A 23,171-nucleotide genomic window follows, 5' to 3' on the forward strand; every position below is an offset into this window, starting at 1 on the left:
CGCCGGCGGGTTCAGTGGCCTTGGGCCAGGCGCTCTGCCAGGCGCTCCGGCAGACCGGCGGCGCGGATCTTGTCGCCGGTCATTTCGTGGTCATAGGGCACGCGCTGGAAGGTCAGCGTCTGCTCGGTGGTGTCGAAGATCGCGTAGCAGGCAGCTGGGTTGCCGTCGCGCGGCTGGCCGGCCGAGCCCGGCACGATCAGCCACTGGCGCAGCGGCGGAATCGGAATGGGCACGCCGGGCGAAGGGATGAAGTCGCCCGCCTTGCCGGTGCCTGAAAGGTGGAACAGCTTGGGCTCGTGCATGTGGCCGCAGAAGGTGTAGTGGCAGGTCGTGGCATGCAGGCTGCGCACGGCCTCGATGCGGCCCTGGATGTACTCCCACTCGGCCGGTGCAAACGCATTGGCATGCACGAACAGCATGTCGCCCTCGGTGACGGACAGCGGCAGCCGCTTGAGGAAACCGATCTGCGCGTCGTCCAGCTGCGAGCGGGTCCACTCCACGACCTGGCGCGCTTCGGGGCGCATCGACGGCGAGATCACGTCGGCCACACCCGAGTCGTGGTTGCCGCCCACTGCGATCGCGCCATTGGCCACGTATTCGCGCACCGTGTCGATGACCCAGCCCGGGTCGGCTCCGTAGCCGACGTAGTCGCCGAGGAAGGCATAGCGCTCGGCGCCTTGCGCTGCGGCATGGTCCAGCACGGCCTGTACCGCTTCGCGGTTGGCGTGCAGGTCTGTTACCAGGGCCAGTTTCATCGGGATGGGCAGTGCAGGACGGGACGGGAAAGGGCGGGGCGATTGTCGGTCACGTTTGGCCAGGGGGCAGCGTGGCCACCGGTGCAGGCTACTACCAGAACGCCGAGGTGCGCATCGACACCAACCAGAACGCCTGCCGCAACGGCGGCGCCTCAGGTTGGCGGCAACCCGGCGGTCAGAGGCGCCGCGGCCGGGGTCGGCCTCTTGCAAAAGGGGGCAAAGGGGGTTGCAGGGAAGCGTTGAGCCTCAGCCGATGCGCCCGAGCAAGAGGTACTCCATGAGCGCCTTCTGCACGTGCATGCGGTTCTCGGCTTCGTCCCAGACCACCGACTGCGGCCCGTCGATCACTTCGGCGCTGACCTCTTCGCCACGGTGCGCCGGCAGGCAATGCATGAAGAGGGCGTCGGGCTGGGCCACGGCCATCATCTCGGCGTCCACGCACCAGTCGGCAAAGGCCTTCAGGCGTTCGGCGTTTTCGGCTTCGTAGCCCATGCTGGTCCACACATCGGTGGTGACCAGGTGGGCGCCGCGGCAGGCTTCCAACGGGTCCTTGAAGACCTTGTAGCAGTCGCTGCGGGAAATGCCGGCGACTTTCGGGTCGACCTCGTAGCCGCTGGGCGTGCTCACGTGCACCGTGAAGCCCAGGATCTCGGCGGCCTGCAACCAGGTGTTGGCCATGTTGTTGCCGTCGCCCACCCAGGCCACGACCTTGCCCTTCAGGCAATCCAGGTCATAGCCGCGGGCATGCACCGGCGCACGGTTTTCGAGGTAGGTCAGCAGGTCGGCCAGGATCTGGCAGGGGTGGAATTCGTTGGTCAGGCCGTTGATGACCGGCACCCGCGAGTGCGCGGCGAAGCGCTCGATCTTGGTCTGCTCGAAGGTGCGGATCATCACGATGTCGACCATGCGGCTGATGACGCGGGCCGAGTCCTCGATCGGCTCGGCGCGGCCGAGCTGGCTGTCGCCGGTGGTCAGGTGCACGACCGAGCCGCCCATCTGGTACATGCCGGCTTCGAAGCTGACGCGGGTGCGCGTGCTGGCCTTCTCGAAGATCATGGCCAGCGTGCGGTCGGTCAGCGGCTGGTAGCGCTCGTAGTTTTTGAAACGCTGCTTGATGACGCGGGCGCGTTCGAACAGGTAGGCGTATTCCTCGGCCCGAAAGTCCTTGAACTGCAGGTAGTGCTTCATGAGGCTGAAACCCGGTTTCATGCGGAGGGTTCCGCGAGGAAGGCCTTGATCAGCGGCACCAGCAGGCTGACGATCTCGTCGGCTTCGGCCGTGCTCAGGATCAGCGGCGGCAGCAGGCGCACCACGCTGTCGGCCGTCACGCTGATCAGCAGCCCGGCTTCGGCCGCGCGGCCCAGCAGCACGCCGCAAGGGCGGTCCAGCTCGATGCCCAGCATCAGCCCATGGCCGCGGATTTCCTTGACGCCCGGCAGGCTGCCCAGTTCGCGCTCGAAGGCCTGCTTCAGGCGGCTTCCCACCTCGGCGGCATGCGCCAGCAGGCCGTCGGCTTCCATCACGCCAATGGTTTCGATGCCGGCGCGCATGGCCAGCGGGTTGCCGCCGAAGGTGCTGCCGTGGTTGCCCGGGCCCAGCACATCCTTGGCCTTGGGGCCGACCAGGATTGCGCCGACCGGCACGCCAGAGCCCAGGCCCTTGGCCAGTTGCATCACGTCCGGCTTGATGCCGGCCCACTGGTGGGCAAACCACTTGCCGGTGCGGCCAAAACCGCTCTGCACTTCGTCGAACATCAGCAGCCAGTTGTTCGCGTCACAAATTGCACGCAACTCGCGCAGGTAGTCCAGCCGTGCCGGCACGATGCCGCCTTCGCCCTGGATGGGCTCGACCAGCACCGCGACGATGTTCGGATGCGTGGCGGCGGCACTGTGCAGCGCGTCCACGTCATTCAGCGGCAGGCGCACGAAGCCTTCGACCAACGGGCCGAATCCTGCCTGGATCTTGGGGTTGCCGGTGGCCGACAAGGTGGCAATCGAGCGGCCGTGGAAGGACTTGTCGAAGACGATGATCTCGGGCCGGTCCACGCCGCGGTCATGGCCGAATTTGCGGGCGATCTTCAGTGCGCCCTCGTTGGCTTCCAGGCCGGTGGAGCAGAAGAACGCGGCCGACATCTGGGCGCGTTCGCAGAGCAGCTCGGCGAGCTTTTCCTGCAGCGGGGTCTGATAGTAGTTGCTGGTGTGGATCAGCTTGGTGAGCTGGTCCTGCAGCGCGGGTACCAGCACCGGGTGGTTGTGGCCCAGCGTGTTGACGGCAATGCCGCCCAGCGCGTCCAGGTAGCGTCGGCCCTCGGTGTCCCAGACGGTGCAGCCTCGGCCGTGCGACAGCGCAATGGGCAGTCGGCCGTAGGTGTTCATCACATGGGGCATGGGGGCGGACATGGGCAGGCTCCGGGTCGGTATGAGCAAAGGAAGAAGTGGAGAAAACAAAGGGCGGCTGTGTCTTGTCGATCACAGGCTGCCCCGGGGTGAATTCTAAAGGCCGGCATGGGGCATGCCACCGCTTCTCAAGCCTTTGGCTGCCGTGCCGAAAACAGGGCTGGAAGGTGGGCGGCAGACGCCGTGCCGGAGGCCGTCCAGGGCTTCTGGCCGGCCTGCGCTGCCCTTCGCAAATCCTTGCATGCTGCATCGCAGCACCCGCAAGGCACAATACGCTGTTCGCGCCAGCCGCTACCGGTTGCCGAGCAGGCGTTGAGCCCGCGTCGAGACGCGAACGTCGTTGTCAAAACTGCAGGCCGGCCTTGCCGGCCGGCGTCCCGCCACGTCACCCATGTCATTGTCCAAGCCGCGCGAAGTGTTCATCCAGGGTCTCACCATGGAAGGCCGCACGTTTCGCCCCAGTGACTGGGCGGAGCGGCTGGCAGGCGCGATGTCCTGCTTCCGCCCCGGCGGCAGCAAGGCCGGCATTGGCGCCTTCATCGGCTATTCGCCGTATTGCGTGCCGCGAGTGATCAACGGCGTGAAGTGCGTGATCGTCAACGAGGCGCTGAAGGACATCGAGCCGATGGCCTGGGACTTCGTGATGAACTTTGCCCGCGACAACAATCTGCAGGTCACCGATGCGTGCCTCTTGCCCGAGGCGCCGGCAGCCGGCGGCGAGAAGAAGGCCTGATCGCCAAAGTCGCCCGGCCATGAAAAAAGCCCCGCGACGCGGGGCTTTTCACTTTCCACCTGGAGGTTGCGTCAGGCGGCGAGCGCCTTGACTTTGGCTGCCAGGCGGCTCTTGTGACGAGCTGCCTTGTTCTTGTGGAAGATGCCCTTGTCAGCGATCGAGTCGATCACGCTTTGGGCGGTCTTGAAGGTTTCGGCAGCCTGTGCCTTGTCGCCGGTGGCAACAGCCTTCAGGACGCTCTTGACGGAGGTGCGGAACTTGGAGCGCAGCGAAGTGTTCGCGGCGTTCAGGTGAACGTCCTGGCGGGCGCGCTTGCGGCCCGAGGCCAGGCGCACGGTGCGCTTCTTGGCTTTGGAGGAGGTGGCCATGCTGTATGGTTTTCCAGGTGGGGAAAGACTGTCGAGTATATCTGATATCTCCTACACAAGGCAAGCTGGCGCCCGCTTGTGCTGCAGGCTCCCCCATAATTCGCGGTTTCGCCTGCTGCCGGCGCCCAGGTGCCGGCCCTCCCATGAATCTGTTGAAGGCTGCGTCCACTGTTTCGCTTTGGACCTTGTTGTCTCGCATCACCGGGCTGGTCCGGGACCAGTTGATTGCCGCGAGTTTTGGCGCCAGCGCGGTGACCGATGCCTTCAACGTCGCGTTCCGCATTCCCAATCTGCTGCGCCGCCTGTTTGGCGAGGGCGCTTTTTCCGCGGCCTTCGTGCCCATCCTGGCGGCCACCCGCGAGCGCGAGGGTGATGAAGTCACCCGCCGGCTGATTGACGCGGTCGGCACGGTGCTGCTGTGGGTGCTGGTGGCGACCTGCGTCGTTGGCGTGCTGGCGGCGCCGGCAGTGGTCTGGCTGTTCGGCGCCGGGCTGGAGGAATTCGACCTGGCGGTGGTGTTGACACGTTGGATGTTCCCGTACATCGGCTTCATGTCGCTGGTGGCGCTGTCGGCCGGCGTGCTCAACACCTGGAAGAATTTTGCGCTGCCGGCCGCCACGCCAGTGCTGCTGAACGTGGCGATGATCGGCTGCTCGCTGGGGCTGACGCCTGTGCTGAGGTCGCATGACATTCAGCCCATTCACGCACTGTCGGCCGGCGTGCTGCTGGGTGGCGTGCTGCAGCTGGCGGTGCAGATCCCGGCGCTGGCGCGCATTGGCGCCTTGCCGCGCATTGGCGTGCTGCCGGGCGCGCTGCTCGCTGCCTGGCGTCACCCTGGCGTGCACCGCGTGCTCAAGCAGATGGCGCCGGCGCTGCTGGGCGTGTCGGTCGCGCAGGCGTCGCTGCTGATCAACACCCAGATCGCTTCGCACCTGCGCCCGGGTGCGGTCTCGTGGCTGGTTTATGCCGACCGGCTGATGGAATTCCCCACCGCGCTGCTGGGCGTGGCGCTGGGCGTGGTGCTGATTCCCGGGCTCTCGGCGCTGCGGGCGCGTGGTGACCACGCAGGGTATTCGGCCCAACTGGACTGGGGGCTGCGGCTGATGATGCTGCTGGCCACGCCGTGCGCGGTGGCGATGCTGGTGTTCGCCAAGCCGCTGGTGGCGGTGCTGTTCCACTATGGCAAGTTCAGCTCCGAAGCGGTGGACATGACGGTGCTGGCATTGCGCGGCTACGGCTGCGGCCTGTTGGGTTTGGTGGGCGTCAAGGTGCTGGCGCCCGGGTTTTTTGCCCAGCAGGACTTGCGCACACCCGTGCGCATCGCGGTGATGGTGCTGATCTGCACCCAACTGATGAACGTGATCTTCGTGCCCTGGCTGGGCCACGCCGGCCTGGCCTTGTCGATCGGCCTGGGCGCCATGGTCAATGCTGGCTGGTTGATGGTCGGCCTGCAAAAGCGCGGGCTTTACAGTCCCGGGCCGGGCTGGCCGGTCTACCTGGCGCGGCTGGCGCCGGCCAATCTGGCGCTGGGGCTGTGGCTGGGCTGGAGTGCGCAGGCGGTTGGGTGGCTGGACCTGCAGGCGCACGCGGGTCAGCGGGCAGGGCTGCTGGCCGGCGTGATCGGCGTGGGTGCGCTGCTGTATTTCGGCGCCTTGCGCCTGGCCGGCCTGCCGCTGAAGCAGTTCCTGCGACGGACTTGAGGCCGACGCCGCGCGGCAATTTGCAAACCCGCGCTGGCCGCTTCGGCCTACACTCCGCGGCATGAGTGTGCCCCTGAGCCTCGTGCCCCAAAGTGCGCTGGACTATTTCTCGGCACTGGTGACCCGGGACGATGAATTTGCGCTGCTGGAAGCGGCCATCCTGCTCGGGCAGGATGCCCATCCTGCCCTGGACGTGCAGGCCGTGCTGGCCGAGATCGACCGGCTGGGCGAGCAACTGCGCCGCCGCCTGCCCGGCGATGCCGCGCCGCTGCACCGGCTGCGGGTGCTGAACCGCTATTTCTTCAATGAGCTCGGTTTTGGTGCCAATGCCAACCATTTCTACGACCCGGACAACAGCTACGTGCACCGCGTGCTGGTCACGCGGCGCGGCATACCCATTTCGCTGGCGCTGATCTTCATCGAGCTGGCCGAGCAGATCGGCCTGCAGGCGCGTGGCATTTCCTTCCCCGGGCATTTCCTGGTCAAGCTGCGCATGCCGGCGGGTGAGGTCATCCTGGATCCGATCAACGGCCGCTCGCTGTCGCGCGAGGAGCTGGAGGAGCGCCTGGAGCCCTTTGTCCAGCAGCAAGGCCTGATTGGCGAGTTCGAGACGCCGCTGGGCCTGTTCCTGCAGGCCGCGGCGCCCCGCGACATGCTGGCCCGCATGCTGGGCAACCTGAAGGCCATCCACCGTCAGTCCGAGGACTGGGTGGCGCTGCTGGCGGTGCAGCAGCGCCTGGTCTGCCTGCTGCCCGAGCAATGGGAGGAGCGGCGTGACCGTGGCCTGGTCTACGCCGAGCTGGGGCAGGCCGGCGCCGCGCTGAGCGACCTGGTGGCCTATCTTCAGCATTGCCCGGCAGCGCCGGACGTGCCAGCGCTGGAGGCGCGGGTCGAGGCCTTGCGCGGCAGCCCGCGCCCGCTGTTGCACTGAAGCATGCGGCTGGCGGCGCGTGTTGGCGTCCGTCCTACAATCCGGCGCCCGGCCGCGCTGCTCGTGCAGCAGGCCTTCCTTCCGTTCTCACCATGAACCGCTCCGCAGAACTTTTCGCGTTGCGCGGCCGGCCGCTGGCTGGCGGCGATGCCTGGTTGCGTGCTGCGGCGGGCCGCGCATGAAGCAGATGCCGCTGGCCATCGGCCTGGAGGCCGAACCCGATTTCCAGAACTTCGTGCCCGGCGACAACGGCCTGGCAGCCCAGGCCATGCGTGACCTGGTGCTGCCGGGACCGCCGGTCTACCTGTGTGGCCCGGCCGGCAGCGGCAAGACGCATTTGCTTTCAGCGCTGGCGCACCAGGTGCACGCCCAGGGTGGTCGCAGCGGCTGGTTCGATGCCGACCATGCCTTGCCCTGGACCTTCGATGAAGGCTGGTCGCTGATCCTGATCGATGGCGCCGAGCGGCTGGATGCGGCACGCCAGCATGCCGCCTTCACGTTGTTCGTCGAAGCGGCCACGCACGGTGTGCAAATGGCTTCCGCTGGCCGGCTGCCGCCGGTTGACCTGCCGGTGCGCGAAGATTTGCGCACCCGTTTCGGCTGGGGGCCGGTTTTTGCGCTGCAGCCGCTGGGCGACGACGGCGTGCGCGAGGTGCTGGTCCGCGAGGCCCGTCACCGTGGCCTGGCGCTTTCCACCGAGGTGCTGGACTACCTGCTGACCCATTTTTCGCGCGAACTCGGCTCGCTGATGGCCTTGCTGATCCGGCTGGACCGTTTCTCGCTCGCGGAAGGCCGGGGCTTGAGCGTGCCGCTGCTGAAGAAAATGCTGGCCGAGGAGCCCGGGCAGCGCTCGCAGCCGGTCACGATCACCGCTCAACCTGACCCGGACCCCGCTTCGCTGGACCTGTTCCCCGATGAAACTCGCGCTTTTTGACCTCGACGGCACGCTGCTGCCCAACGATTCCGACCACGCTTTTGGCGAGTACATGGTGAATGTCGGCTGGGTTGACGGCGATGCCTGGCGCCGCCGCAACGACGGCTTTTATGCCCAGTACCAGGCCGGCACGCTGGTGCTGGCCGATTACCTGGACTTTGCGACTGCCGCCTGGCGTGAGCGGCCCACGGCCGAGGCCGAGGCCATGCGCGCGCGCTTCATGCAGGACGTGATCGAGCCGGTGCTGCACCCTGCGGCGCGTGAACTGGTGCAGGGGCACATCGACGCGGGTGATCTGGTCGCCGTGGTCACCGCCACCAATGAATTCGTGACCCGGCCGATTGCCACCGCATTTGGCGTCGAGCACCTGCTGGCCGTCGAGCTGGAGCGCGATGCGCAGGGCCGCGTGACCGGCAGGGTGCACGGCGTGCCAACCTTCCGCGAAGGCAAGGTGACCCGTGTGGATGCCTGGCTGACCGAGCTGGGCCGCGCCTGGCAGGAATTCGACGAGGTGCTGTTCTACAGCGATTCCACCAATGACCTGCCGCTGCTGGAGCGTGTGAGCACGCCGGTGGCCACCAACCCCACGCCCGCGCTGGCCGCGATTGCCCGCGAACGCGGCTGGCGCATCCTGAATCTATTCGAGACCCCATGATCCGCAAATTCATTGACAAGCTGCTGGGCAAGCCGGCAGACGGCTCGGCCAAGGCGGCCAAGCCCGCCAAGACCGGCGGCATTCCGCTGGGCAAGCGCACCGAGGTGCCGGAAAGCGAGCATGGCATCGACGCTTCGCTGCTGGACGAGCGCGCGGTGCGCGTCGTCACCACGCTGCAGCAGGCCGGTTACGAGGCCTACATCGTCGGCGGCGCGGTGCGCGACCTGATGGTCAACCGCCGGCCCAAGGACTTCGACGTGGCGACCAACGCCACCCCCGAGCAGGTCAAGGGCCTGTTCCGCCGCGCCTTCATCATCGGCCGGCGCTTTCGCATCGTGCACGTGATCCATGGCCGGGGGCGCGACCACGAGGTCATCGAAGTCTCGACCTTCCGCGCCTACATGGACAACAGCGCTGCCGAGCAGGTCGAGGGCAACGAGAAGACCTCGCGCGACGAAATGGCCGGCAAGAGCCATGTGGTGGATGCCAGCGGCCGGGTGCTGCGCGACAACGTCTGGGGACCGCAGATCGAGGATGCCGCGCGGCGCGACTTCACCGTCAACGCGATGTATTACGACCCGTCGACGCGCATCGTGATCGACTACCACGGCGGCATCAAGGACTCGCAGGCGCGGGTGCTGCGCATGATCGGCGACCCCGAGACGCGCTACCGTGAAGACCCGGTGCGCATCCTGCGCGTGGTGCGATTTGCCGCCAAGCTGGGCTTCACGATCGAGGCCAAGACGCAGAAACCACTGAAGGCGATGGCCGCGACGCTGGCCAACGTGCCGGCCTCGCGCATGTTCGACGAGATGATCAAGCTGCTGCAGACAGGTCACGCGCTGGACAGCCTGGCGCAGCTGAAGGCGCAGGGCCTGGACCGCGGCCTGTTCCCGGTGCTGGACGCGGTGCTGACCCATGCGACCGCCGGCAGCCCGCGCGAGAAATTCGTGCACCTGGCGCTGAAGGACACCGACCGCCGCGTCGCCGAAGGCAAGGCCGTGGCGCCGAGCTTCATGCTGGCCTGCATGCTCTGGCACGACGTGCAGGAAAACTGGACCCGGTTGCGCGACGCAGGCGAACACCCGATGCCGGCGCTGTCCCAGGCCATCGACGCGGTGTTCGACGCCCGCATTGGCGACATTTCCGGCCGCGGCAAGCTGGCGACCGACATGCGCGAGATCTGGATGATGCAGCCTCGCTTCGAGCGCCGCACCGGCGCCCAGGCCTACGGGCTGGTCGAGCAGCCGCGCTTCCGTGCCGGGTTCGACTTCCTGCGCCTGCGCGCCGACGTGGGCGAAGCCGCGGTTGATCTGGCCGAGTGGTGGGAGGACTTCTCGCTGGGCAACGACGCCGAGCGCGAGGCGCTGGTGGACGCCGTGCGCGATGCGCCGCGGCCGCGCCGCGCTGCCAAGCCGCGCCGTGCCCCAGGCGATCAGGCGGAAGGCAGCACGCCAGCCGAGGCTTCGGATGAGCCGGGCGAGGACGAATCAGACGAGCTGGAGCCGGCCGAGCCCGGCGCCGGCGACGCGCCGCGCAAGAAGCGCCGCCGCCGTCGCAAGCCTTCCGGCGCCCGGACTGGCGCGCGCAGTGGCGAGGCGGGCGGTGGCCCGGCCGGCGGTGGTGAGGCCTGAGCCAGCGCGCGCCTATGTGGGCCTGGGTGCCAACCTGGGTGATGCCCGCGGCCAGCTGAGCCTCGCCTTGCAACGCCTGGCGGCATTGCCGGGCGTGCAAGGGCTGCGTGCCTCGTCGTTCTACCGCAGTGCGCCGGTCGACGCGACCGGCCCTGACTACGTCAACGCCGTGGCCGAGCTGGACACCACGCTGGCGCCGGGTGCGCTGCTGGCCGAGTTGCAGGCCCTGGAGCAGTTGGCTGGCCGCGAGCGTGCCTACCGCAACGCGCCGCGCACGCTGGACCTGGACCTGCTGCTGCATGGTGAACAAGTGCGGACCGACCCGCTGCTGACGCTGCCGCACCCGCGGCTGCACCTGCGCGCCTTCGTGCTGCTGCCCCTGGCCGAATTGGCACCCGGTTTGCGCCTGCCTGGCCTTGGGCTGCTGGCCGATTGGTTGCCCGGGGTGGCAGACCAGGCCATTGAGCGCATGAACAAGGATGTGACCGCGTGATCCAGATGCTGAGCAATCTGCGGTTGGTGATGCCGAGGCAACACTGTAAGCGCGGGTTTACTACAATGCGCGTTTTGACTCGCCGATGACAAATCGGTGAAGTTTTCGTGACGCCACGGCAGGCGGGCAGGGTGCTGGCAAGCTAGCCGGCACCGTATCACCGCTGCACCGTGGCGTTTTGTCGCGCCGGCTGCCCATTCATCGGGCCTGCTGCCGGGCGGCTGCGAACCCCGCGCACCCATCAGGAGATCCGGATGATTTTCGGCAAGCTGTTGCCCCAGGACGGCAACTTCTTCGAGCTGTTCAACGAACACGGCAAGTACATCGCCGAAGGTGCGCGCGCCTTCCTGGCCATGATCCAGTATTACGACACGCCGGATCTGCGCGAGAAATACGCGGGCGAGGTGGATGCCAACGAGCATGCCGCCGACAAGGTCACGACCGAGGTCAACCGGCTGCTGCACCGCACCTTCATCACGCCGATCGACCGCGAACAGATCCACAGCCTGATCAATGCGATGGACGACATCATCGACCTGATGCAGGACTCCTGCGAGGTGATGGCGCTGTACGACGTGCAGCGTGTCAACGAGGACGTGCGCCGGCTGGGTGAGATTTCGCTGAAGTGCTGCGAGCGCGTCCAGCATGCGGTGACGCTGCTGCCCAGGCTGAACCAGGCCGAGGTGACCGAGGCCGCGCTGAAGACCTGCGAGGAAATCGACCGTCTGGAGTCGGACGCCGACCGGGTGATGCGCAGCGCGATGTCACGCCTGTTCCGCGAGGAGCAGGACACCCGCGAACTGATCAAGATGAAGGCCATCTACGAGCACCTGGAGACCATCTCCGACCGCTGCGAAGACGTGGCCAACCTGATCGAGGGCATCGTCCTCGAGAACTCCTGAACGGCGAGGCGCAGTTCGCATGGCATCGGTTTCGATAGCGCTGTGGGTCGTCGGCTTGCTGGTGATCCTGGCACTGCTGTTCGACTTCATGAACGGCTTCCATGACGCGGCGAATTCCATTGCCACCGTCGTTTCCACCGGCGTGCTCAAGCCGCAGCAGGCGGTGTTGTTCGCGGCCTTCTTCAACGTGGTGGCCATCGGCATCTTCCAGCTGAAGGTGGCCAGCATGATCGGCAAGGGCATCGTCGAGCCCGGCGTGGTGGACCACCACGTGGTGTTCGGCGCACTGATCGGCGCCATCACCTGGAATGTGATCACCTGGTGGTACGGCATTCCGTCGTCCAGCTCGCACGCGCTGATCGGCGGCATCATGGGTGCGGTGATGGCCAAGGCCGGTGTCAGCAAGCTGATTGCGGGTGGCATCCTGAAGACGGTGCTGTTCATCTTCGTCTCGCCGCTGCTGGGCTACCTGTTCGGCTCCCTGATGATGGTGGCCGTTGCCTGGATCTTCAGGCGAACCTCACCGATCAAGGTCGACCGATGGTTCCGCCGCCTGCAACTGGTCTCGGCCGGGCTGTATTCGCTGGGCCACGGCGGCAACGATGCACAGAAGACCATCGGCATCATCTGGATGCTGCTGGTGGCCGGCGGCTACATGGCGAGCGACGCCAGCGCTCCGCCGACCTGGGTGATCTTCTGCTGCTACATCGCCATTGGCGCCGGCACCATGTTCGGCGGCTGGCGCATCGTCAAGACCATGGGCCAGCGGCTGACCAAGCTGAAGCCGGTGGGCGGCTTCTGCGCCGAGACAGGTGGCGCGGTGACGCTGTTCATTGCCACAGCGCTGGGCATCCCGGTGTCGACCACTCACACCATCACCGGTGCCATCGTCGGCGTAGGTTCGGTGCGCAGCCCGTCGGCGGTGCGCTGGGGCCTGGCCAGCAACATCGTCTGGGCCTGGATCTTCACGATCCCCGCCGCGGCCTTCGTGGCCGGCATGTTCTACTGGCTCAGCATGTCGCTGTTCTGAATCGGCAGCTCAGCATCAAGTGGCTCGCTTCGGCGGGCCTTTTTACTTGCTGGGCTCGGCCTCGGCCTGCAGTTGTTGCCATTCGAAGAACTTCTGTCCGCCAAAGGCGATCGTGCCCATCAGCACCGCGCCGCCGATCAGCAGCGCGACGATCACGCCCAGCACAGGTCCCCAGGCGGTGGCCTGCATGGGTTGACCGGCGCCATGCCGCTCAGCCCAGCGCTCGTCCGGCGTCAGCCCGATGACGATGGCGCTGACCATGCCCCATGAGAGCATCAGTCCCAGGAAAGGGATCAGCACCCAGGACAGCATGTCGTCCTGGCCCAGGTTGCGCATGCGCACCACGCCGGCCAGGCCGATCAGGGTGGGCCACGGGTGTAGCCATGCCAGCCAGTCCTTGTGGCCGTAGAGGTAGAACCGCTGGGCGCCAAGCGCGCCGCCGGCCACGGCCAGCCAGGTCGCCAGTGTCTTGGACCGGGGCTGGCGCAGCGGCGCGGTGCTCATTGGCCGGCCGCTGGCGGCAGGCTGTCGCCGTTGCCCAGGGCTTTTTGCATCATCACCACGTCCAGCCAGCGGTCGAATTTCCAGCCGGCGCTTTTCAGCAGCCCGGTGTGCTCGAAGCCAGCGCGGCGGTGCACGCCGACCGAACCCAGATTCTGGCTGTCACCGATCACCGCGACCATCTGCCGCACACCCAGGGCCTGGCAGCGTGCCATCAACTCGGCCAGCAGCAGCGAGCCCAGGCCCTGACCGCGGGCGTCGGGGTGCAGGTAGATCGAATCCTCGACGCAGAAGCGGTAAGCGCGGCGCGGCCGGAAGTGGTTGGCGTAGGCATAGCCCAGCACCTGCGCGCCGCGCTCTGCCACCAGCCAGGGCAGTCCCTTGCCCAGCACTTCAGCCCGGCGCTTGCCCATCTCGGCTTCGTCCTGCACTTCCAGCTCGAAGGTGCCGGTGCCGTTCAGCACAGCCTCGGCGTAGATCGCGGTGATCTGGGGCAGGTCGGCGTCGGTGCTCGGGCGGATCAACAGGCGGGCAGATGAAGGCTCGGACATGGCAACTTGGATGTTTCTGTTCAGCCGCTTATAATCTCATGTTTCGGTCACGGTCGACGTCTTGGCGCGCGCTTGTTCTGGCAACTCCAGGGGGCGCACAACGCGGGATGCACGGCGTATCTACGGGGCCGGAAAAACATGCAACGTGCCGCACGTTGGCGAGGGGTTTCGGGTGAAACACCATCGTGTGCGGCAGATGGCCAGCTTTGTCTTGCGGTGTCTCCTGGGCAAACGGTCGACCTTATTTTTGATCCTGAAGGAACGACAAATGGTCGTGATTCGTCTTGCTCGTGGCGGCTCCAAGAAGCGCCCGTTCTACAACATCGTCGTCGCTGATTCGCGCGTCCGCCGTGACGGCCGCTTCATCGAGCGCGTCGGGTTCTACAACCCGATGGCCAAGGAAAGCGAAGAAGGCCTGCGCGTGGCCCTCGACCGCGTGACCTACTGGCAAGGTACCGGCGCCCAGGCGTCCGAAACCGTGACCCGCCTGCTGGCCACCGCCAAGGCCAAGGTCGTCGCAGCCTGATGGCTGTTGCCGGCGAGCGCATGAGTCCGATGCCGTCTCAAGACCTCTCGGACGCGGTCGCCTGGCCCGAGGATGCAATCGAGGTCGGTCGCATCCTCGACGCCTGGGGCATCAAGGGCGGATTCAAGGTCCAGCCTTTTTCCGCCGACCCCCAGGCCCTGTTTTCTTCCCGCCGCTGGTTCCTGAAGCCAGCCGCGGAAACGGCGCGCCGCCCCACGGGCGTGCCGCCGGTGGGCAAGGCTGCCAGCAAGCTGGCTTCGGCTGCCGCAGCGGCCAAGCCCGCGAAGGTCGTGGCCGCTGCGGTCGCGCCTTTGCCCTCGCTGCTGAAGATCACGCATGCCAAGGAGCAGGGTGACGTTGTTGTCGCCCAGGCCCAGGAAGTGCTGGATCGCAATGCGGCCGAGGCCTTGCGTGGCGCCAGGGTGTTTGTCTCGCGCAGCAGTTTCCCCACCGCCGACAGCGACGAGTTCTACTGGATCGACCTGATCGGCCTGAACGTCGTCAACCGCGAAGGCGAATCGCTCGGTGTGGTCTCCGACCTGATCGAAACCGGGCCGCACTGCGTGCTGCGCATTCGACGTGACGATGCGACGCCCGAGATGAAGCCCGACGAGGCGGAACGCCTTGTGCCGTTTGTGGCGGCCTTCATCGACAACGTGGACCTACCCGGTCGCCGCATCACGGTCGACTGGGGCCTGGACTACTGAGGCCGCCTGCGCAGTTGCCCATGGGGCTCTGCGTATTTTTCCTTGCGCCGGAGCCTGCATGCGTTTCGACGTCATCACCTTGTTCCCCGACCTGTTCGGTCCGTTCCTGCAGCAAGGCATCACGCGCCGCGCGTTTGAGTCGGGCCAGGTGGACGTGCACCTCTGGCCGCTGCGCGACTTTGCCGACGACAACTACCGCCGCGTCGACGACCGGCCCTATGGCGGCGGTCCCGGCATGGTGATGCTGGTTGAGCCGCTGGAGCGGGCGCTGGCGGCGGTGCGTGCGCAGGCCGGCGCGGCGCCGGTGATCCATTTCAGCCCGACCGGCCGCAAGATGGATCAGGCCTTGCTGCGCGAGATGGCCGGCGGCCCTGGCGCCGTGCTGCTGTGCGGCCGCTACGAAGGCATTGACCAGCGTTTCCTGGACCGCCATGTGGACCTGGAGCTGAGCCTGGGCGACTTTGTGCTCTCCGGTGGTGAGTTGCCCGCGCTGGCGCTGCTGGACGGCATTGCGCGCCTGCAGGCCGGCGTGCTGTCGGACGCGCGCTCGCATGAGCAGGACAGCTTCGAAGATGGCATGCTGGACTGCCCGCACTACAGCCGGCCCGAGCAACTCACCACGCCGGAGGGTCAAAACCTGCCGGTGCCGCCGGTGCTGCTGTCGGGCCACCATGCCCAGATCGCGCAGTGGCGACGCGAGCAATCGTTGCAGCTGACGGCTCGGCGCCGGCCTGACCTGATTGCGGTTGCCAGGGCGGCGGGGCGCCTGTCCAAGGCCGATGAGCGGTTCCTGGCAACGCTTGTGCTATGATCAAAGGCTTTTCGATCCTCTGCCGGGCGAAATTGACAAGCAACAGGGGCCTTTTCCTGTTGCGGGCGACTTCGATGCGCCACACCACCAACCGCGCCGGCATGATCCTTTGGAGAACCCTGTGGACCTGATCCAAACCCTTGAGCAAGAAGAAATTGCTCGCCTGAACAAGACCATTCCGGTGTTTGCCCCTGGCGACACCGTGATCGTCAGCGTGAACGTCGTCGAAGGCACCCGCAAGCGCGTGCAGGCCTACGAAGGCGTCGTGATTGCCAAGCGCAACCGCGGCCTGAATTCCAGCTTCATCGTGCGCAAGATCTCCAGCGGCGAAGGCGTGGAACGCACGTTCCAGCTGTACAGCCCGCTGATCGCGTCGATCGAAGTCAAGCGCCGCGGCGACGTCCGCCGCGCCAAGCTGTACTACCTGCGCCAGCGTTCGGGCAAGTCGGCACGCATCAAAGAGAAGCTTTCCTGAGCATTGCTCAGCTGCAGCCCTCGGCTGCCTGCGGCCCAGCACCGCACACAAAAGCCGCCGTCGAGCGGCTTTTGTTTTTTCTGACGTAAGCTTCCCGGGTGACCGAATCCCAGCCCCCGGCGACCGGCTCGCCAGCCGAACCCTCGGCGACCTTGTCCCGGCCCACGGCCATCCTGGACCCCAGCGCCTGCCCGGTGACGCGCAGCGACGCCGACCTGCCGCCAGTGCCTCCAGAGCGCCTGCAACCGGCCTGGCTGCGCCAGCATCTGGCCGCCAGGGCACACACCACGCCCTTCCTGCAAGGCGACGGTCCCAGGCCGGATTTCATGCCTGACCGCAGTCCTGCCGCCGCTTCGGTGCTGGTGCCGTTGGTGCAGCGCCCGGACGGCCTGCAGGTGCTGCTGACGCGGCGCACCGCGCATCTGCGTTCCCACGCCGGCCAGATCAGCTTCCCCGGCGGCAGGCAGGAGCCCGGCGACGCCGACGTGGTCGCCACTGCGCTGCGCGAGGCGCAAGAGGAAATCGGGCTGCTGGCAAACGAGCTGGAAGTCATTGCGAGGCTGCCGGTGTATGCCACCGTGACGCGATTCCAGGTCACGCCCGTTGTGGCGCTGGTCTCGCCGGACCACACGCTGCAGCTGGACGCCTTCGAGGTGGCGGCAGCTTTCGAGGTGCCGCTGGCTTTCCTGATGACGCCGGCCCATCACCAGCACCACAGCTTCGACAACGGCGGCTTGCAGCGCCAGTTCCTTTCCATGCCCTGGCAGTCACCCGGTGGAGAGGAATACTTCATCTGGGGCGCGACCGCGGCCATGTTGCGCAACCTCTACCACTTGCTCGTCGTCTGACCCCGCCGGTAGATTCCGACTGCTGCCGCGACGGGAAACATACGGCCGGTGGTTATCATGCTCGGCGATGAGCTTTTTCGCCGTTCTCCTTGCGTTGCTGCTCGAGCAGATCAAACCCCTGCCTCGGGACAACTGGGTCCATGACGCGTTGGCTTCGTGGGTGCGGTGGGCCGGGCGCAATTTCGACGCCGGCAAGCCGCACCATGCCAAGGTCGTCTGGTTTGTTACCGTGATCCTGCCGGCCGCGCTGGCTGCCGGCCTGCACTGGGTGTTGGCGCGCTACATCAGCTTCATGCTGGCGTTGGCCTTCGACGTGACCATGCTCTACCTGACGCTGGGCTTCCGCCAGTTCAGCCACTTCTTCACCGACATCCGCGAAGCGCTGGAGCGCGGCGACGAGGACCAGGCGCGCCGGCTGCTGGCCGAATGGCGCCACCTGGACGCCAGCGAGCTGCCGCGCACCGAACTGCTGCGCCATGTGATCGAGCATTCGCTGCTGGCCGCGCACCGACACGTGTTCGGCGTTTTCTTCTGCTATGTGGTGTTCTCCGCGCTGGGCCTGGGTCCGGCGGGCGCTGTGGCCTACCGCATGGCCGAGTTCGCCAGCCGCTATTGGACCTACGAGAGCCGCTCGCTGGGCCTGGCGGTCAACGAAGGCTTGCGCGACCTGTCGCAGCAGCTGTTCAGCCTGATCGACCACGTGCCGGCCCGGCTGACGGCCTTCGGCTTTGCAGTCGTTGGCGACTTCGAGGAAGCCGTGGCAGGTTGGCGGCGCGACGCCGAGCTGTGGAAGCGGGCCAACGAAGGCATCATCCTGGCCGCTGCGGCGGGCGCCGTAGGCGTGCAGCTGGGGGGCGCGACCGCACCGGGCGTCACGCCCGACCGGTCGATGAGCTTCTCTGCCGGCGCCGCCGAGACCGATGCAGCCGACGCCACCGGCTCCACGCCTGGCCTGCCGCCACAGCTGGGCCACCTGGGCAGCGTGGTCGGCCTGGTGTGGCGCTCGGTCGTGCTGTGGATGCTGCTGTTGGCGCTGCTGAAGCTGGCGAACCTGATCGGCTGAACTCAGCCCTTTTGCTGACCTTCCGACAACTCGGCCCACAGGCCTTCGTACAGCCGGTAGCGTGACGGGCTGATCTCGCCGCGCTCCACCGCGCTGCGCACACCGCAGCCCGGTTCGTGCAGGTGGGTGCAGTTGTAGAAGCGGCACTCGCCCAGGTGCTTGCGCAGGTCTGGCATCAGCTCAGGCAGGCGCTGGGGCGTGATGTGCATCAGGCCGAATTCCTGGAAACCGGGCGAATCCAGCAGCGCGCCGCCGTTCGTGCGGTCGTCTGCGTCCAGCCAGTACCAGGTCGTCGTCGTCGTCGTGTGGCGGCCGGCATTCAGCGCCTGCGAAATCTCGCCGACCTGGGCCTGCGCCAGCGGCAACATCAGGTTGATCAAGGTGCTCTTGCCCATGCCGCTGGCGCCCAGCACCAGCGTGGTCTTGCCGCCCAGGGCCGGCGTGAGCAGCGCGATGGAGGCTTCAGGCTGCGTGGTGAGCGCCGTCTCCAGCACCGTGAAACCCATGGCCTTGTACGGCAGCAGGCGTTCGCGGGCCAGCGCTGCGGTCGGCAGGTCGATCTTGTTGAGCAGCAGCGTGGCGGAAATGCCGGCGTCTTCGGTGGCGATCAGCGCGCGCGTGAGCTGCGATTCGCTGAACATCGGCTCGCCCGACAGCACGACCAGCAACTGGTCCAGGTTGGCCGCGAAGGACTTGCTGCGCCATTCGTCCTGGCGCATCAGCAGGTTGCGCCGCGGCACCAGCGCCTCGACCACCGCTTCGTCGCCCGCGGGCTGCCACTGCACCCGGTCACCCACCACACAGGCGGACTTTTTGCCGCGTGCATGGGCCAGCATGCGCTCGCCCGAAGGGGTTTCGATTACCACGTGGCGCCCGTGCGCGCCGACCACCAGCGCGGTGTCGCCTGTCGCCGCCGCCTTGGCCTTGCTGCCCGCGGGCTTCATGTGCGCGCCAGCGCAGCCAGGCGCTCGGAGGCGGGTGGATGCGAGTAGTAGAAGCGAGCGTAGATCGGGTCTGGCGTCAGCGTCGAGGCGTTGTCCTCGTAGAGCTTCAGCAGCGCGGACGACAGCTGGCGGCCGCTGGCCTGCTGGCAGGCATAGGCATCGGCCTGGAACTCGTCCTTGCGCGAGGAATGCGCCATCAGCGGGGCGACGAAGAACATCAGCGGCGGCGTGGCCAGCATGAACAGCAGCAGCGCCAGTGCGTTGTTGGGCGCCGCCTGGGCGTCGACCAGGTTGGGCGTGACGCCCAGGCCCTGGTAGAAACCGGCCTGGCCAGCCAGCCAGCCCAGCGCGGCCATGCCCAGCCCGCTCATCGCGATCACGGTCCACATGCGGTTGCGCACATGGCGGTGGTGGAAATGGCCCAGCTCATGGGCCAGCACGGCTTCCACCTCGGCCGGCTGCAGGCGCTCCAGCAGCGTGTCGAAGAAGACCACCCGCTTGGCGCGGCCCATGCCGGCGAAATACGCGTTGCCATGCGCCGAGCGGCGGCTGCCGTCCATCACGAACAGGCCGCGCGACTGGAATCCGCAGCGCTGCATCAGCGCCTGCACGCGCTCGGCCAGCTCGTTGTCGGCCAGTGGCTTGAATTTGTTGAAGATGGGCGCGATGACGGTCGGGTACAGCACCTGCATCAGCAGCATGAAGCCCACCATCAGCCCCCAGGCCCACAGCCACCACCAAGTCCCGGTGGCGGCCATCACCCACAGCACGGCAGCCAGCAGCGGCAGGCCGATCACGGCGCCCAGCAGCGTGCTCTTCAGCATGTCGGCCAGGAACAGCCCAGGCGTGATGCGGTTGAAACCGAAGCGCTGCTCCAGGCGGAAGGTGCGATACCACTCGAAGGGCAGGTCCAGCAGCCCGCTGATCAGCCCGAAGCCGGCAAACAAGGCCAGCTGGTAGGCCATGCCGCCCCAGTGCGGCGCGATCCAGTCGCGCAGGAAGCCGTTCAGCAGGTCCAGCCCGCCGAGCAGCGTCCAGCCCAGCAGCGTGAGCACGCCGAAGGCCTCGGTCAGCAGGCTGAAGCGGTTGCGGGCGACGGTGTAGTCGGCTGCCTTCTGGTGCGCCGGCAACGGGATCACCGCGTCAAACGGCACCGGCACCGCGTCGCGGTGCTGGTGCACATGGCGCATCTGGCGCGTGGCGAGCCAGAACTTGACGCCCAGCGAAGCGAGCAGGGCGGCACAAAAGGCCAGGGAAACGACGGCGGCTTGCATGGGGGCGAAGTGTATGTTGTCGGACAATGGCAGCCGCCCCGTATCAAGGAATCCCATGAGCACCGACACGCTGAGCAAGAACGACCAGAACCTGATCTGGATCGACCTGGAAATGACGGGCCTGAAGCCCGAGTCGGACCGCATCATCGAGATCGCGGTTGTCGTGACCGATCCGCAACTCACCGTGCGCATCGAAGGCCCGGTCTTCGCAGTCCATCAGAGCGACGCGGTGCTGGACGGCATGGACGCCTGGAACAAGGGCACGCATGGCCGCAGCGGGCTGATCGACCGGGTCAAGGCCTCGACCATCAGCGAAGCCGAGGCCGAGGCCCGCGTGATCGAATTCCTGGCCGCCTACGTTCCGGCAGGCAAGAGCCCGATGTGCGGCAACTCGATCTGCCAGGACCGGCGTTTTCTCGCCAACTACATGCGCGGCCTGGAAGCCTTTTTCCACTACCGCAACCTGGACGTCAGCACGCTGAAGGAACTGGCCCGGCGCTGGAAGCCGGCGGCGATGGAAGGCTTCAAGAAGGCCCAGGCGCACACCGCACTGGCGGACATCAACGAGTCCATCGACGAACTCATCCACTACCGCACCCACCTCCTCGCGGTCTGAGGCACCCGGCTTCGTGAGTAACCGAAGCCACCCGCCGAGCGGGTGGCGGGGCCGCTTGGGAGCGGCCCGGCGCTGGCCCCGCTGACGGCCGCGTTCAGCCGCGGGCCATCGCGCTGGCCGCCTCGGTCACCAGCGGCGGGCCGGCGTAGATGAAGCCGGTGTAGACCTGCACCAGGTCGGCACCGGCGGCCAGCTTGGCGCGGGCGTCCTCGCCGCTCATCACGCCGCCGGCGCCGATGATGGGGAAGCCGGCGCCGAGTTCGCTGCGCAGCGCGCGGATCACCTGGTTGCTCATCTCGCGCACCGGCGTGCCCGAAAGGCCACCGGTTTCCTCGGCGTGGCGCAGGCCCTTGACCGCGTCGCGGCTCAGCGTGGTGTTGGTGGCGATCACGCCGTCCATGCCGTGCTTCTTCAGCGTCGCGGCAATCACGCGGATCTGCGTTTCGTCCAGGTCCGGCGCGATCTTCAGGAACACCGGCACGCGCCGGCCATGCTGCGTGGCCAGTTCGGCCTGGCGCGCCACCAGCGCGCCCAGCAGGCCGTCCAGCGCTTCGTCGCTCTGCAGCGCACGCAAGTTCTTGGTGTTCGGGCTGGAGATGTTGACGGTGACGTAGTCGGCATGCGGGTAGACGCCGGCCAGGCCGATCAGGTAGTCGTCGATCGCGTTTTCGATCGGCGTGCTGGCGTTCTTGCCGATGTTCAGGCCCAGCACGCCGCCGCTGGCGCGGAAGCTGTGGGCGCGGCGCACATTGGCAATGAAGGCATCCAGGCCGTCGTTGTTGAAGCCCAGCCGATTGATCAGCGCCTGCTGCTCGGGCAGGCGGAACATGCGCGGCTTGGGGTTGCCCGGCTGCGCCTTGGGCGTCACCGTGCCGACCTCGATGAAGCCGAAGCCCATTGCGCCAAAACCATCGATGCAGCGGCCGTTCTTGTCCAGCCCTGCGGCCAGGCCCAGCCGGTTCGGGAAGCGCAGCCCGGCAACCGTCACCGGGTCCGCCACTCGGCGCTGTGACCAGGCCAGCCGCGCGGGGGTGTGCTGCAGCCTGGCAATGCTGTCCAGCGTCAGTTCGTGGGCGCACTCCGGATCCAGGCCGAACAGGAACGGGCGGGTCAGGGCGTAGGGAATCAGGGCCATGGACGAGGGCGGGCAATGCGGTGAACGGGGCCGCGATTGTCTCAGACGGTGTGTTCTTGGCGCCCCCAGGGCCGGGCTGCGCCCAGCCCGCCCCCCGTGGGGGTCAAGGAACCTTGGGGCGGCCCTGCGGTTCCTCGCGCCTCGGGGCTTGCCTGGAGGTGGCGGCGATAATCGCGCCTATGACGCAAGACGAATTGAAGGCCCTGGTTGGCCAGGCCGCTTTGGCCTATGTGGTGCCTGGCAGCATCGTTGGGGTGGGCACCGGCTCCACCGTGAACTGTTTCATCGACGCGCTGGCGACGATGAAGGACCAGATCCGCGGCGCGGTGTCCAGCTCGGTCAAGAGCACCGAGCGGCTGCTGGCGCATGGCATCCCGGTGCTGGAAGCCAGCGAGGTCGAATCGCTGCCGGTCTACATCGACGGTGCGGACGAAATCGACCCGCAAGGCAACATGATCAAGGGTGGCGGTGCGGCGCTGACGCGCGAGAAGATCGTGGCCGACCTGGCCGAGCGCTTCATCTGCATCGCCGACGCATCCAAGCTGGTTGACGTGCTGGGACGCTTCCCGCTGCCGGTCGAGGTCATTCCGATGGCCGCCGCCCAGGTCGCTCGCCGCTTTGCCAAGGCCTACGGCGGGCAGGCGACGGTGCGCGAAGGTGTGTTGACCGACAACGGCAACCTGATCCTGGACGTGCGCGGCCTGCAGATCCGCGAGCCGCTGGCGATGGAAGCCGAGGCCACGCTGTGGCCGGGCGTCGTGACCGTGGGCATCTTCGCGCGCCACAAGGCCGCAGTCTGCCTGCTGGGCACGCCAGAAGGTGTGCGCACGCTGCAGTTCTGAACGTCTTCGGCCCAGCAAACCCGGGCTTGCAGGGCCCGTGCATTCCGGCGTTTTCAGGCCGTGGGTGTATCGTCGGGCCGACACCGTTCGCACGATCCCACCGTGCGGGCGTTTTTCTCAGATCAAAGGATTCACTGATGGCCACTCCGAACTATTCCTACGAAAAGCGCCAACGTGAACTTGCGAAGAAGCGCAAGAAGGAAGAGAAAGCCCAGCGCAAGGCCCTGGGGCTGCCGCCGGAACCTGAAGACGGCGAGGCGGAGGCCGGCGCCGAGGGTGGACCCGCAGAAGGCGGCGCACCCGCCGCGGAAGGTGGCTCACCCGCCGCTTGAACAGCCAGGCAGGGC

Annotated in this window: 27 protein-coding genes; 18 read left to right on the forward strand and 9 right to left on the reverse strand. The window is 67.0% G+C overall.

Features of this window, described 5'->3' with window-relative positions:
- Positions 1–11: 11 nt before the first annotated feature.
- The 3 genes from LRH25_RS13110 to LRH25_RS13120 form a co-directional block, all read right to left on the reverse strand.
- Entirely contained in the window at positions 12–755 is a 744-nt protein-coding gene (locus LRH25_RS13110; RefSeq protein WP_141287399.1) for a metallophosphoesterase family protein, read from the reverse strand.
- A gap of 246 nt (positions 756–1,001) precedes the next feature.
- A complete protein-coding gene (argF, locus tag LRH25_RS13115) occupies positions 1,002–1,964 on the reverse strand; it encodes an ornithine carbamoyltransferase (RefSeq protein ID WP_141287400.1) in 963 nt (320 codons plus the stop codon).
- On the reverse strand, positions 1,961–3,154 hold the full coding sequence (locus LRH25_RS13120) for an aspartate aminotransferase family protein (protein ID WP_141287401.1): 1,194 nt from the start codon (positions 3,152–3,154) through the stop codon (positions 1,961–1,963). Before LRH25_RS13120 ends, argF begins: the two co-directional genes overlap by 4 nt.
- A gap of 388 nt (positions 3,155–3,542) precedes the next feature.
- Here LRH25_RS13120 and LRH25_RS13125 point away from each other — a divergent pair, with 388 nt between their 5' ends.
- Entirely contained in the window at positions 3,543–3,884 is a 342-nt protein-coding gene (locus LRH25_RS13125) for a DUF3579 domain-containing protein (RefSeq protein WP_141287402.1), read from the forward strand.
- Positions 3,885–3,955: 71 nt separating this feature from the next.
- Here LRH25_RS13125 and rpsT read toward each other — a convergent pair whose 3' ends face one another.
- Positions 3,956–4,252 (reverse strand): 30S ribosomal protein S20, encoded by a 297-nt coding sequence (gene rpsT, locus LRH25_RS13130; protein WP_141287403.1) that lies wholly within the window; start codon positions 4,250–4,252, stop codon positions 3,956–3,958.
- Positions 4,253–4,395: 143 nt separating this feature from the next.
- Here rpsT and murJ point away from each other — a divergent pair, with 143 nt between their 5' ends.
- The 8 genes from murJ (at position 4,396) to LRH25_RS13170 (ending at position 12,531) form a co-directional block, all read left to right on the forward strand.
- Entirely contained in the window at positions 4,396–5,952 is a 1,557-nt protein-coding gene (gene murJ / locus LRH25_RS13135) for a murein biosynthesis integral membrane protein MurJ (protein WP_141287404.1), read from the forward strand.
- Between the two features lie 61 nt (positions 5,953–6,013).
- Entirely contained in the window at positions 6,014–6,883 is an 870-nt protein-coding gene (locus LRH25_RS13140; protein ID WP_141287405.1) for a SirB1 family protein, read from the forward strand.
- Between the two features lie 178 nt (positions 6,884–7,061).
- Entirely contained in the window at positions 7,062–7,817 is a 756-nt protein-coding gene (hda, locus tag LRH25_RS13145) for a DnaA regulatory inactivator Hda (protein WP_141287406.1), read from the forward strand.
- Complete coding sequence (locus LRH25_RS13150; protein WP_141287407.1) at positions 7,798–8,472, forward strand: histidinol-phosphatase; 675 nt, start codon at positions 7,798–7,800, stop codon at positions 8,470–8,472. The genes hda and LRH25_RS13150 overlap by 20 nt, the downstream gene beginning before the upstream one ends.
- Entirely contained in the window at positions 8,469–10,106 is a 1,638-nt protein-coding gene (gene pcnB, locus LRH25_RS13155; protein WP_231011344.1) for a polynucleotide adenylyltransferase PcnB, read from the forward strand. The genes LRH25_RS13150 and pcnB overlap by 4 nt, the downstream gene beginning before the upstream one ends.
- Positions 10,096–10,599, forward strand: coding sequence for a 2-amino-4-hydroxy-6-hydroxymethyldihydropteridine diphosphokinase (gene folK / locus LRH25_RS13160; RefSeq protein ID WP_231011345.1), 504 nt, complete (start codon positions 10,096–10,098; stop codon positions 10,597–10,599). The genes pcnB and folK overlap by 11 nt, the downstream gene beginning before the upstream one ends.
- A gap of 254 nt (positions 10,600–10,853) precedes the next feature.
- Positions 10,854–11,501, forward strand: a complete 648-nt coding sequence (locus tag LRH25_RS13165; RefSeq protein ID WP_141287535.1) for a DUF47 domain-containing protein — start codon at positions 10,854–10,856, stop codon at positions 11,499–11,501.
- 19 nt (positions 11,502–11,520) lie between these two features.
- Entirely contained in the window at positions 11,521–12,531 is a 1,011-nt protein-coding gene (locus LRH25_RS13170; RefSeq protein WP_141287534.1) for an inorganic phosphate transporter, read from the forward strand.
- 42 nt (positions 12,532–12,573) lie between these two features.
- Here the strand turns inward: LRH25_RS13170 and LRH25_RS13175 are convergent, their stop codons facing one another.
- Together LRH25_RS13175 and LRH25_RS13180 are read right to left on the reverse strand one after the other, a co-directional pair.
- Positions 12,574–13,035: a hypothetical protein gene (locus LRH25_RS13175; protein WP_141287533.1), complete on the reverse strand. Its 462-nt coding sequence runs from the start codon at positions 13,033–13,035 to the stop codon at positions 12,574–12,576.
- Complete coding sequence (locus tag LRH25_RS13180) at positions 13,032–13,583, reverse strand: GNAT family N-acetyltransferase (protein WP_141287532.1); 552 nt, start codon at positions 13,581–13,583, stop codon at positions 13,032–13,034. Before LRH25_RS13180 ends, LRH25_RS13175 begins: the two co-directional genes overlap by 4 nt.
- A gap of 268 nt (positions 13,584–13,851) precedes the next feature.
- On the opposite strand from LRH25_RS13180, the gene rpsP reads away from it, so the two are divergent.
- The 6 genes from rpsP to LRH25_RS13210 all read left to right on the forward strand — a co-directional run bounded on the left by rpsP (position 13,852) and on the right by LRH25_RS13210 (position 18,013).
- Entirely contained in the window at positions 13,852–14,109 is a 258-nt protein-coding gene (gene rpsP, locus LRH25_RS13185; protein ID WP_141287531.1) for a 30S ribosomal protein S16, read from the forward strand.
- A gap of 29 nt (positions 14,110–14,138) precedes the next feature.
- A complete protein-coding gene (rimM, locus tag LRH25_RS13190; protein ID WP_141287530.1) occupies positions 14,139–14,816 on the forward strand; it encodes a ribosome maturation factor RimM in 678 nt (225 codons plus the stop codon).
- Positions 14,817–14,874: 58 nt separating this feature from the next.
- The gene (gene trmD / locus LRH25_RS13195; protein ID WP_141287529.1) at positions 14,875–15,627 is read left to right on the forward strand and encodes a tRNA (guanosine(37)-N1)-methyltransferase TrmD; all 753 of its coding nucleotides are present in this window, start codon (positions 14,875–14,877) and stop codon (positions 15,625–15,627) included.
- A 121-nt stretch (positions 15,628–15,748) separates the two neighbouring features.
- Positions 15,749–16,102: a 50S ribosomal protein L19 gene (gene rplS / locus LRH25_RS13200; RefSeq protein ID WP_141287537.1), complete on the forward strand. Its 354-nt coding sequence runs from the start codon at positions 15,749–15,751 to the stop codon at positions 16,100–16,102.
- A 152-nt stretch (positions 16,103–16,254) separates the two neighbouring features.
- Complete coding sequence (locus LRH25_RS13205; protein WP_141287536.1) at positions 16,255–16,950, forward strand: CoA pyrophosphatase; 696 nt, start codon at positions 16,255–16,257, stop codon at positions 16,948–16,950.
- A 67-nt stretch (positions 16,951–17,017) separates the two neighbouring features.
- On the forward strand, positions 17,018–18,013 hold the full coding sequence (locus LRH25_RS13210; RefSeq protein WP_141287528.1) for a CobD/CbiB family protein: 996 nt from the start codon (positions 17,018–17,020) through the stop codon (positions 18,011–18,013).
- Between the two features lie 2 nt (positions 18,014–18,015).
- Here LRH25_RS13210 and rsgA read toward each other — a convergent pair whose 3' ends face one another.
- Positions 18,016–18,957, reverse strand: coding sequence for a ribosome small subunit-dependent GTPase A (gene rsgA / locus LRH25_RS13215; RefSeq protein WP_141287527.1), 942 nt, complete (start codon positions 18,955–18,957; stop codon positions 18,016–18,018).
- Positions 18,954–20,231, reverse strand: coding sequence for a M48 family metallopeptidase (locus LRH25_RS13220; RefSeq protein ID WP_141287526.1), 1,278 nt, complete (start codon positions 20,229–20,231; stop codon positions 18,954–18,956). The genes rsgA and LRH25_RS13220 overlap by 4 nt, the downstream gene beginning before the upstream one ends.
- A 55-nt stretch (positions 20,232–20,286) precedes the next feature.
- Here LRH25_RS13220 and orn point away from each other — a divergent pair, with 55 nt between their 5' ends.
- Entirely contained in the window at positions 20,287–20,847 is a 561-nt protein-coding gene (gene orn, locus LRH25_RS13225; protein WP_141287525.1) for an oligoribonuclease, read from the forward strand.
- A gap of 94 nt (positions 20,848–20,941) precedes the next feature.
- On the opposite strand, the gene LRH25_RS13230 is transcribed toward orn, so the two are convergent.
- Positions 20,942–21,982: a quinone-dependent dihydroorotate dehydrogenase gene (locus LRH25_RS13230; protein WP_231011346.1), complete on the reverse strand. Its 1,041-nt coding sequence runs from the start codon at positions 21,980–21,982 to the stop codon at positions 20,942–20,944.
- A 179-nt stretch (positions 21,983–22,161) separates the two neighbouring features.
- Between LRH25_RS13230 and rpiA the strand changes: the two genes are divergently transcribed.
- Positions 22,162–22,824, forward strand: a complete 663-nt coding sequence (gene rpiA / locus LRH25_RS13235; protein ID WP_141290797.1) for a ribose-5-phosphate isomerase RpiA — start codon at positions 22,162–22,164, stop codon at positions 22,822–22,824.
- A gap of 137 nt (positions 22,825–22,961) precedes the next feature.
- Positions 22,962–23,156, forward strand: coding sequence for a hypothetical protein (locus LRH25_RS13240; RefSeq protein ID WP_141290799.1), 195 nt, complete (start codon positions 22,962–22,964; stop codon positions 23,154–23,156).
- Positions 23,157–23,171 lie beyond the last annotated feature (15 nt).

The sequence above is a fragment of the Ideonella azotifigens genome (genome assembly GCF_021043325.1).
Lineage (GTDB): Bacteria > Pseudomonadota > Gammaproteobacteria > Burkholderiales > Burkholderiaceae_C > Ideonella > Ideonella azotifigens.

Bases quoted from the DNA above. Each gene is read 5' to 3' on its own strand.
- LRH25_RS13210 (WP_141287528.1), top strand. From the start codon at position 17,018: ATGAGCTTTTTCGCCGTTCTCCTTGCGTTGCTGCTCGAGCAGATCAAA.
- LRH25_RS13240 (WP_141290799.1), top strand. From the start codon at position 22,962: ATGGCCACTCCGAACTATTCCTACGAAAAGCGCCAACGTGAACTTGCG.
- LRH25_RS13150 (WP_141287407.1), top strand. From the start codon at position 7,798: ATGAAACTCGCGCTTTTTGACCTCGACGGCACGCTGCTGCCCAACGAT.
- LRH25_RS13140 (WP_141287405.1), top strand. From the start codon at position 6,014: ATGAGTGTGCCCCTGAGCCTCGTGCCCCAAAGTGCGCTGGACTATTTC.
- orn (WP_141287525.1), top strand. From the start codon at position 20,287: ATGAGCACCGACACGCTGAGCAAGAACGACCAGAACCTGATCTGGATC.
- rpsT (WP_141287403.1), bottom strand. From the start codon at position 4,252: ATGGCCACCTCCTCCAAAGCCAAGAAGCGCACCGTGCGCCTGGCCTCG.
- LRH25_RS13220 (WP_141287526.1), bottom strand. From the start codon at position 20,231: ATGCAAGCCGCCGTCGTTTCCCTGGCCTTTTGTGCCGCCCTGCTCGCT.
- LRH25_RS13170 (WP_141287534.1), top strand. From the start codon at position 11,521: ATGGCATCGGTTTCGATAGCGCTGTGGGTCGTCGGCTTGCTGGTGATC.
- LRH25_RS13175 (WP_141287533.1), bottom strand. From the start codon at position 13,035: ATGAGCACCGCGCCGCTGCGCCAGCCCCGGTCCAAGACACTGGCGACC.
- LRH25_RS13230 (WP_231011346.1), bottom strand. From the start codon at position 21,982: ATGGCCCTGATTCCCTACGCCCTGACCCGCCCGTTCCTGTTCGGCCTG.
- rpiA (WP_141290797.1), top strand. From the start codon at position 22,162: ATGACGCAAGACGAATTGAAGGCCCTGGTTGGCCAGGCCGCTTTGGCC.
- rsgA (WP_141287527.1), bottom strand. From the start codon at position 18,957: ATGAAGCCCGCGGGCAGCAAGGCCAAGGCGGCGGCGACAGGCGACACC.
- rpsP (WP_141287531.1), top strand. From the start codon at position 13,852: ATGGTCGTGATTCGTCTTGCTCGTGGCGGCTCCAAGAAGCGCCCGTTC.
- LRH25_RS13165 (WP_141287535.1), top strand. From the start codon at position 10,854: ATGATTTTCGGCAAGCTGTTGCCCCAGGACGGCAACTTCTTCGAGCTG.
- LRH25_RS13125 (WP_141287402.1), top strand. From the start codon at position 3,543: ATGTCATTGTCCAAGCCGCGCGAAGTGTTCATCCAGGGTCTCACCATG.
- pcnB (WP_231011344.1), top strand. From the start codon at position 8,469: ATGATCCGCAAATTCATTGACAAGCTGCTGGGCAAGCCGGCAGACGGC.
- LRH25_RS13120 (WP_141287401.1), bottom strand. From the start codon at position 3,154: ATGTCCGCCCCCATGCCCCATGTGATGAACACCTACGGCCGACTGCCC.
- trmD (WP_141287529.1), top strand. From the start codon at position 14,875: ATGCGTTTCGACGTCATCACCTTGTTCCCCGACCTGTTCGGTCCGTTC.
- LRH25_RS13180 (WP_141287532.1), bottom strand. From the start codon at position 13,583: ATGTCCGAGCCTTCATCTGCCCGCCTGTTGATCCGCCCGAGCACCGAC.
- murJ (WP_141287404.1), top strand. From the start codon at position 4,396: ATGAATCTGTTGAAGGCTGCGTCCACTGTTTCGCTTTGGACCTTGTTG.
- rimM (WP_141287530.1), top strand. From the start codon at position 14,139: ATGCCGTCTCAAGACCTCTCGGACGCGGTCGCCTGGCCCGAGGATGCA.
- argF (WP_141287400.1), bottom strand. From the start codon at position 1,964: ATGAAACCGGGTTTCAGCCTCATGAAGCACTACCTGCAGTTCAAGGAC.
- LRH25_RS13110 (WP_141287399.1), bottom strand. From the start codon at position 755: ATGAAACTGGCCCTGGTAACAGACCTGCACGCCAACCGCGAAGCGGTA.
- hda (WP_141287406.1), top strand. From the start codon at position 7,062: ATGAAGCAGATGCCGCTGGCCATCGGCCTGGAGGCCGAACCCGATTTC.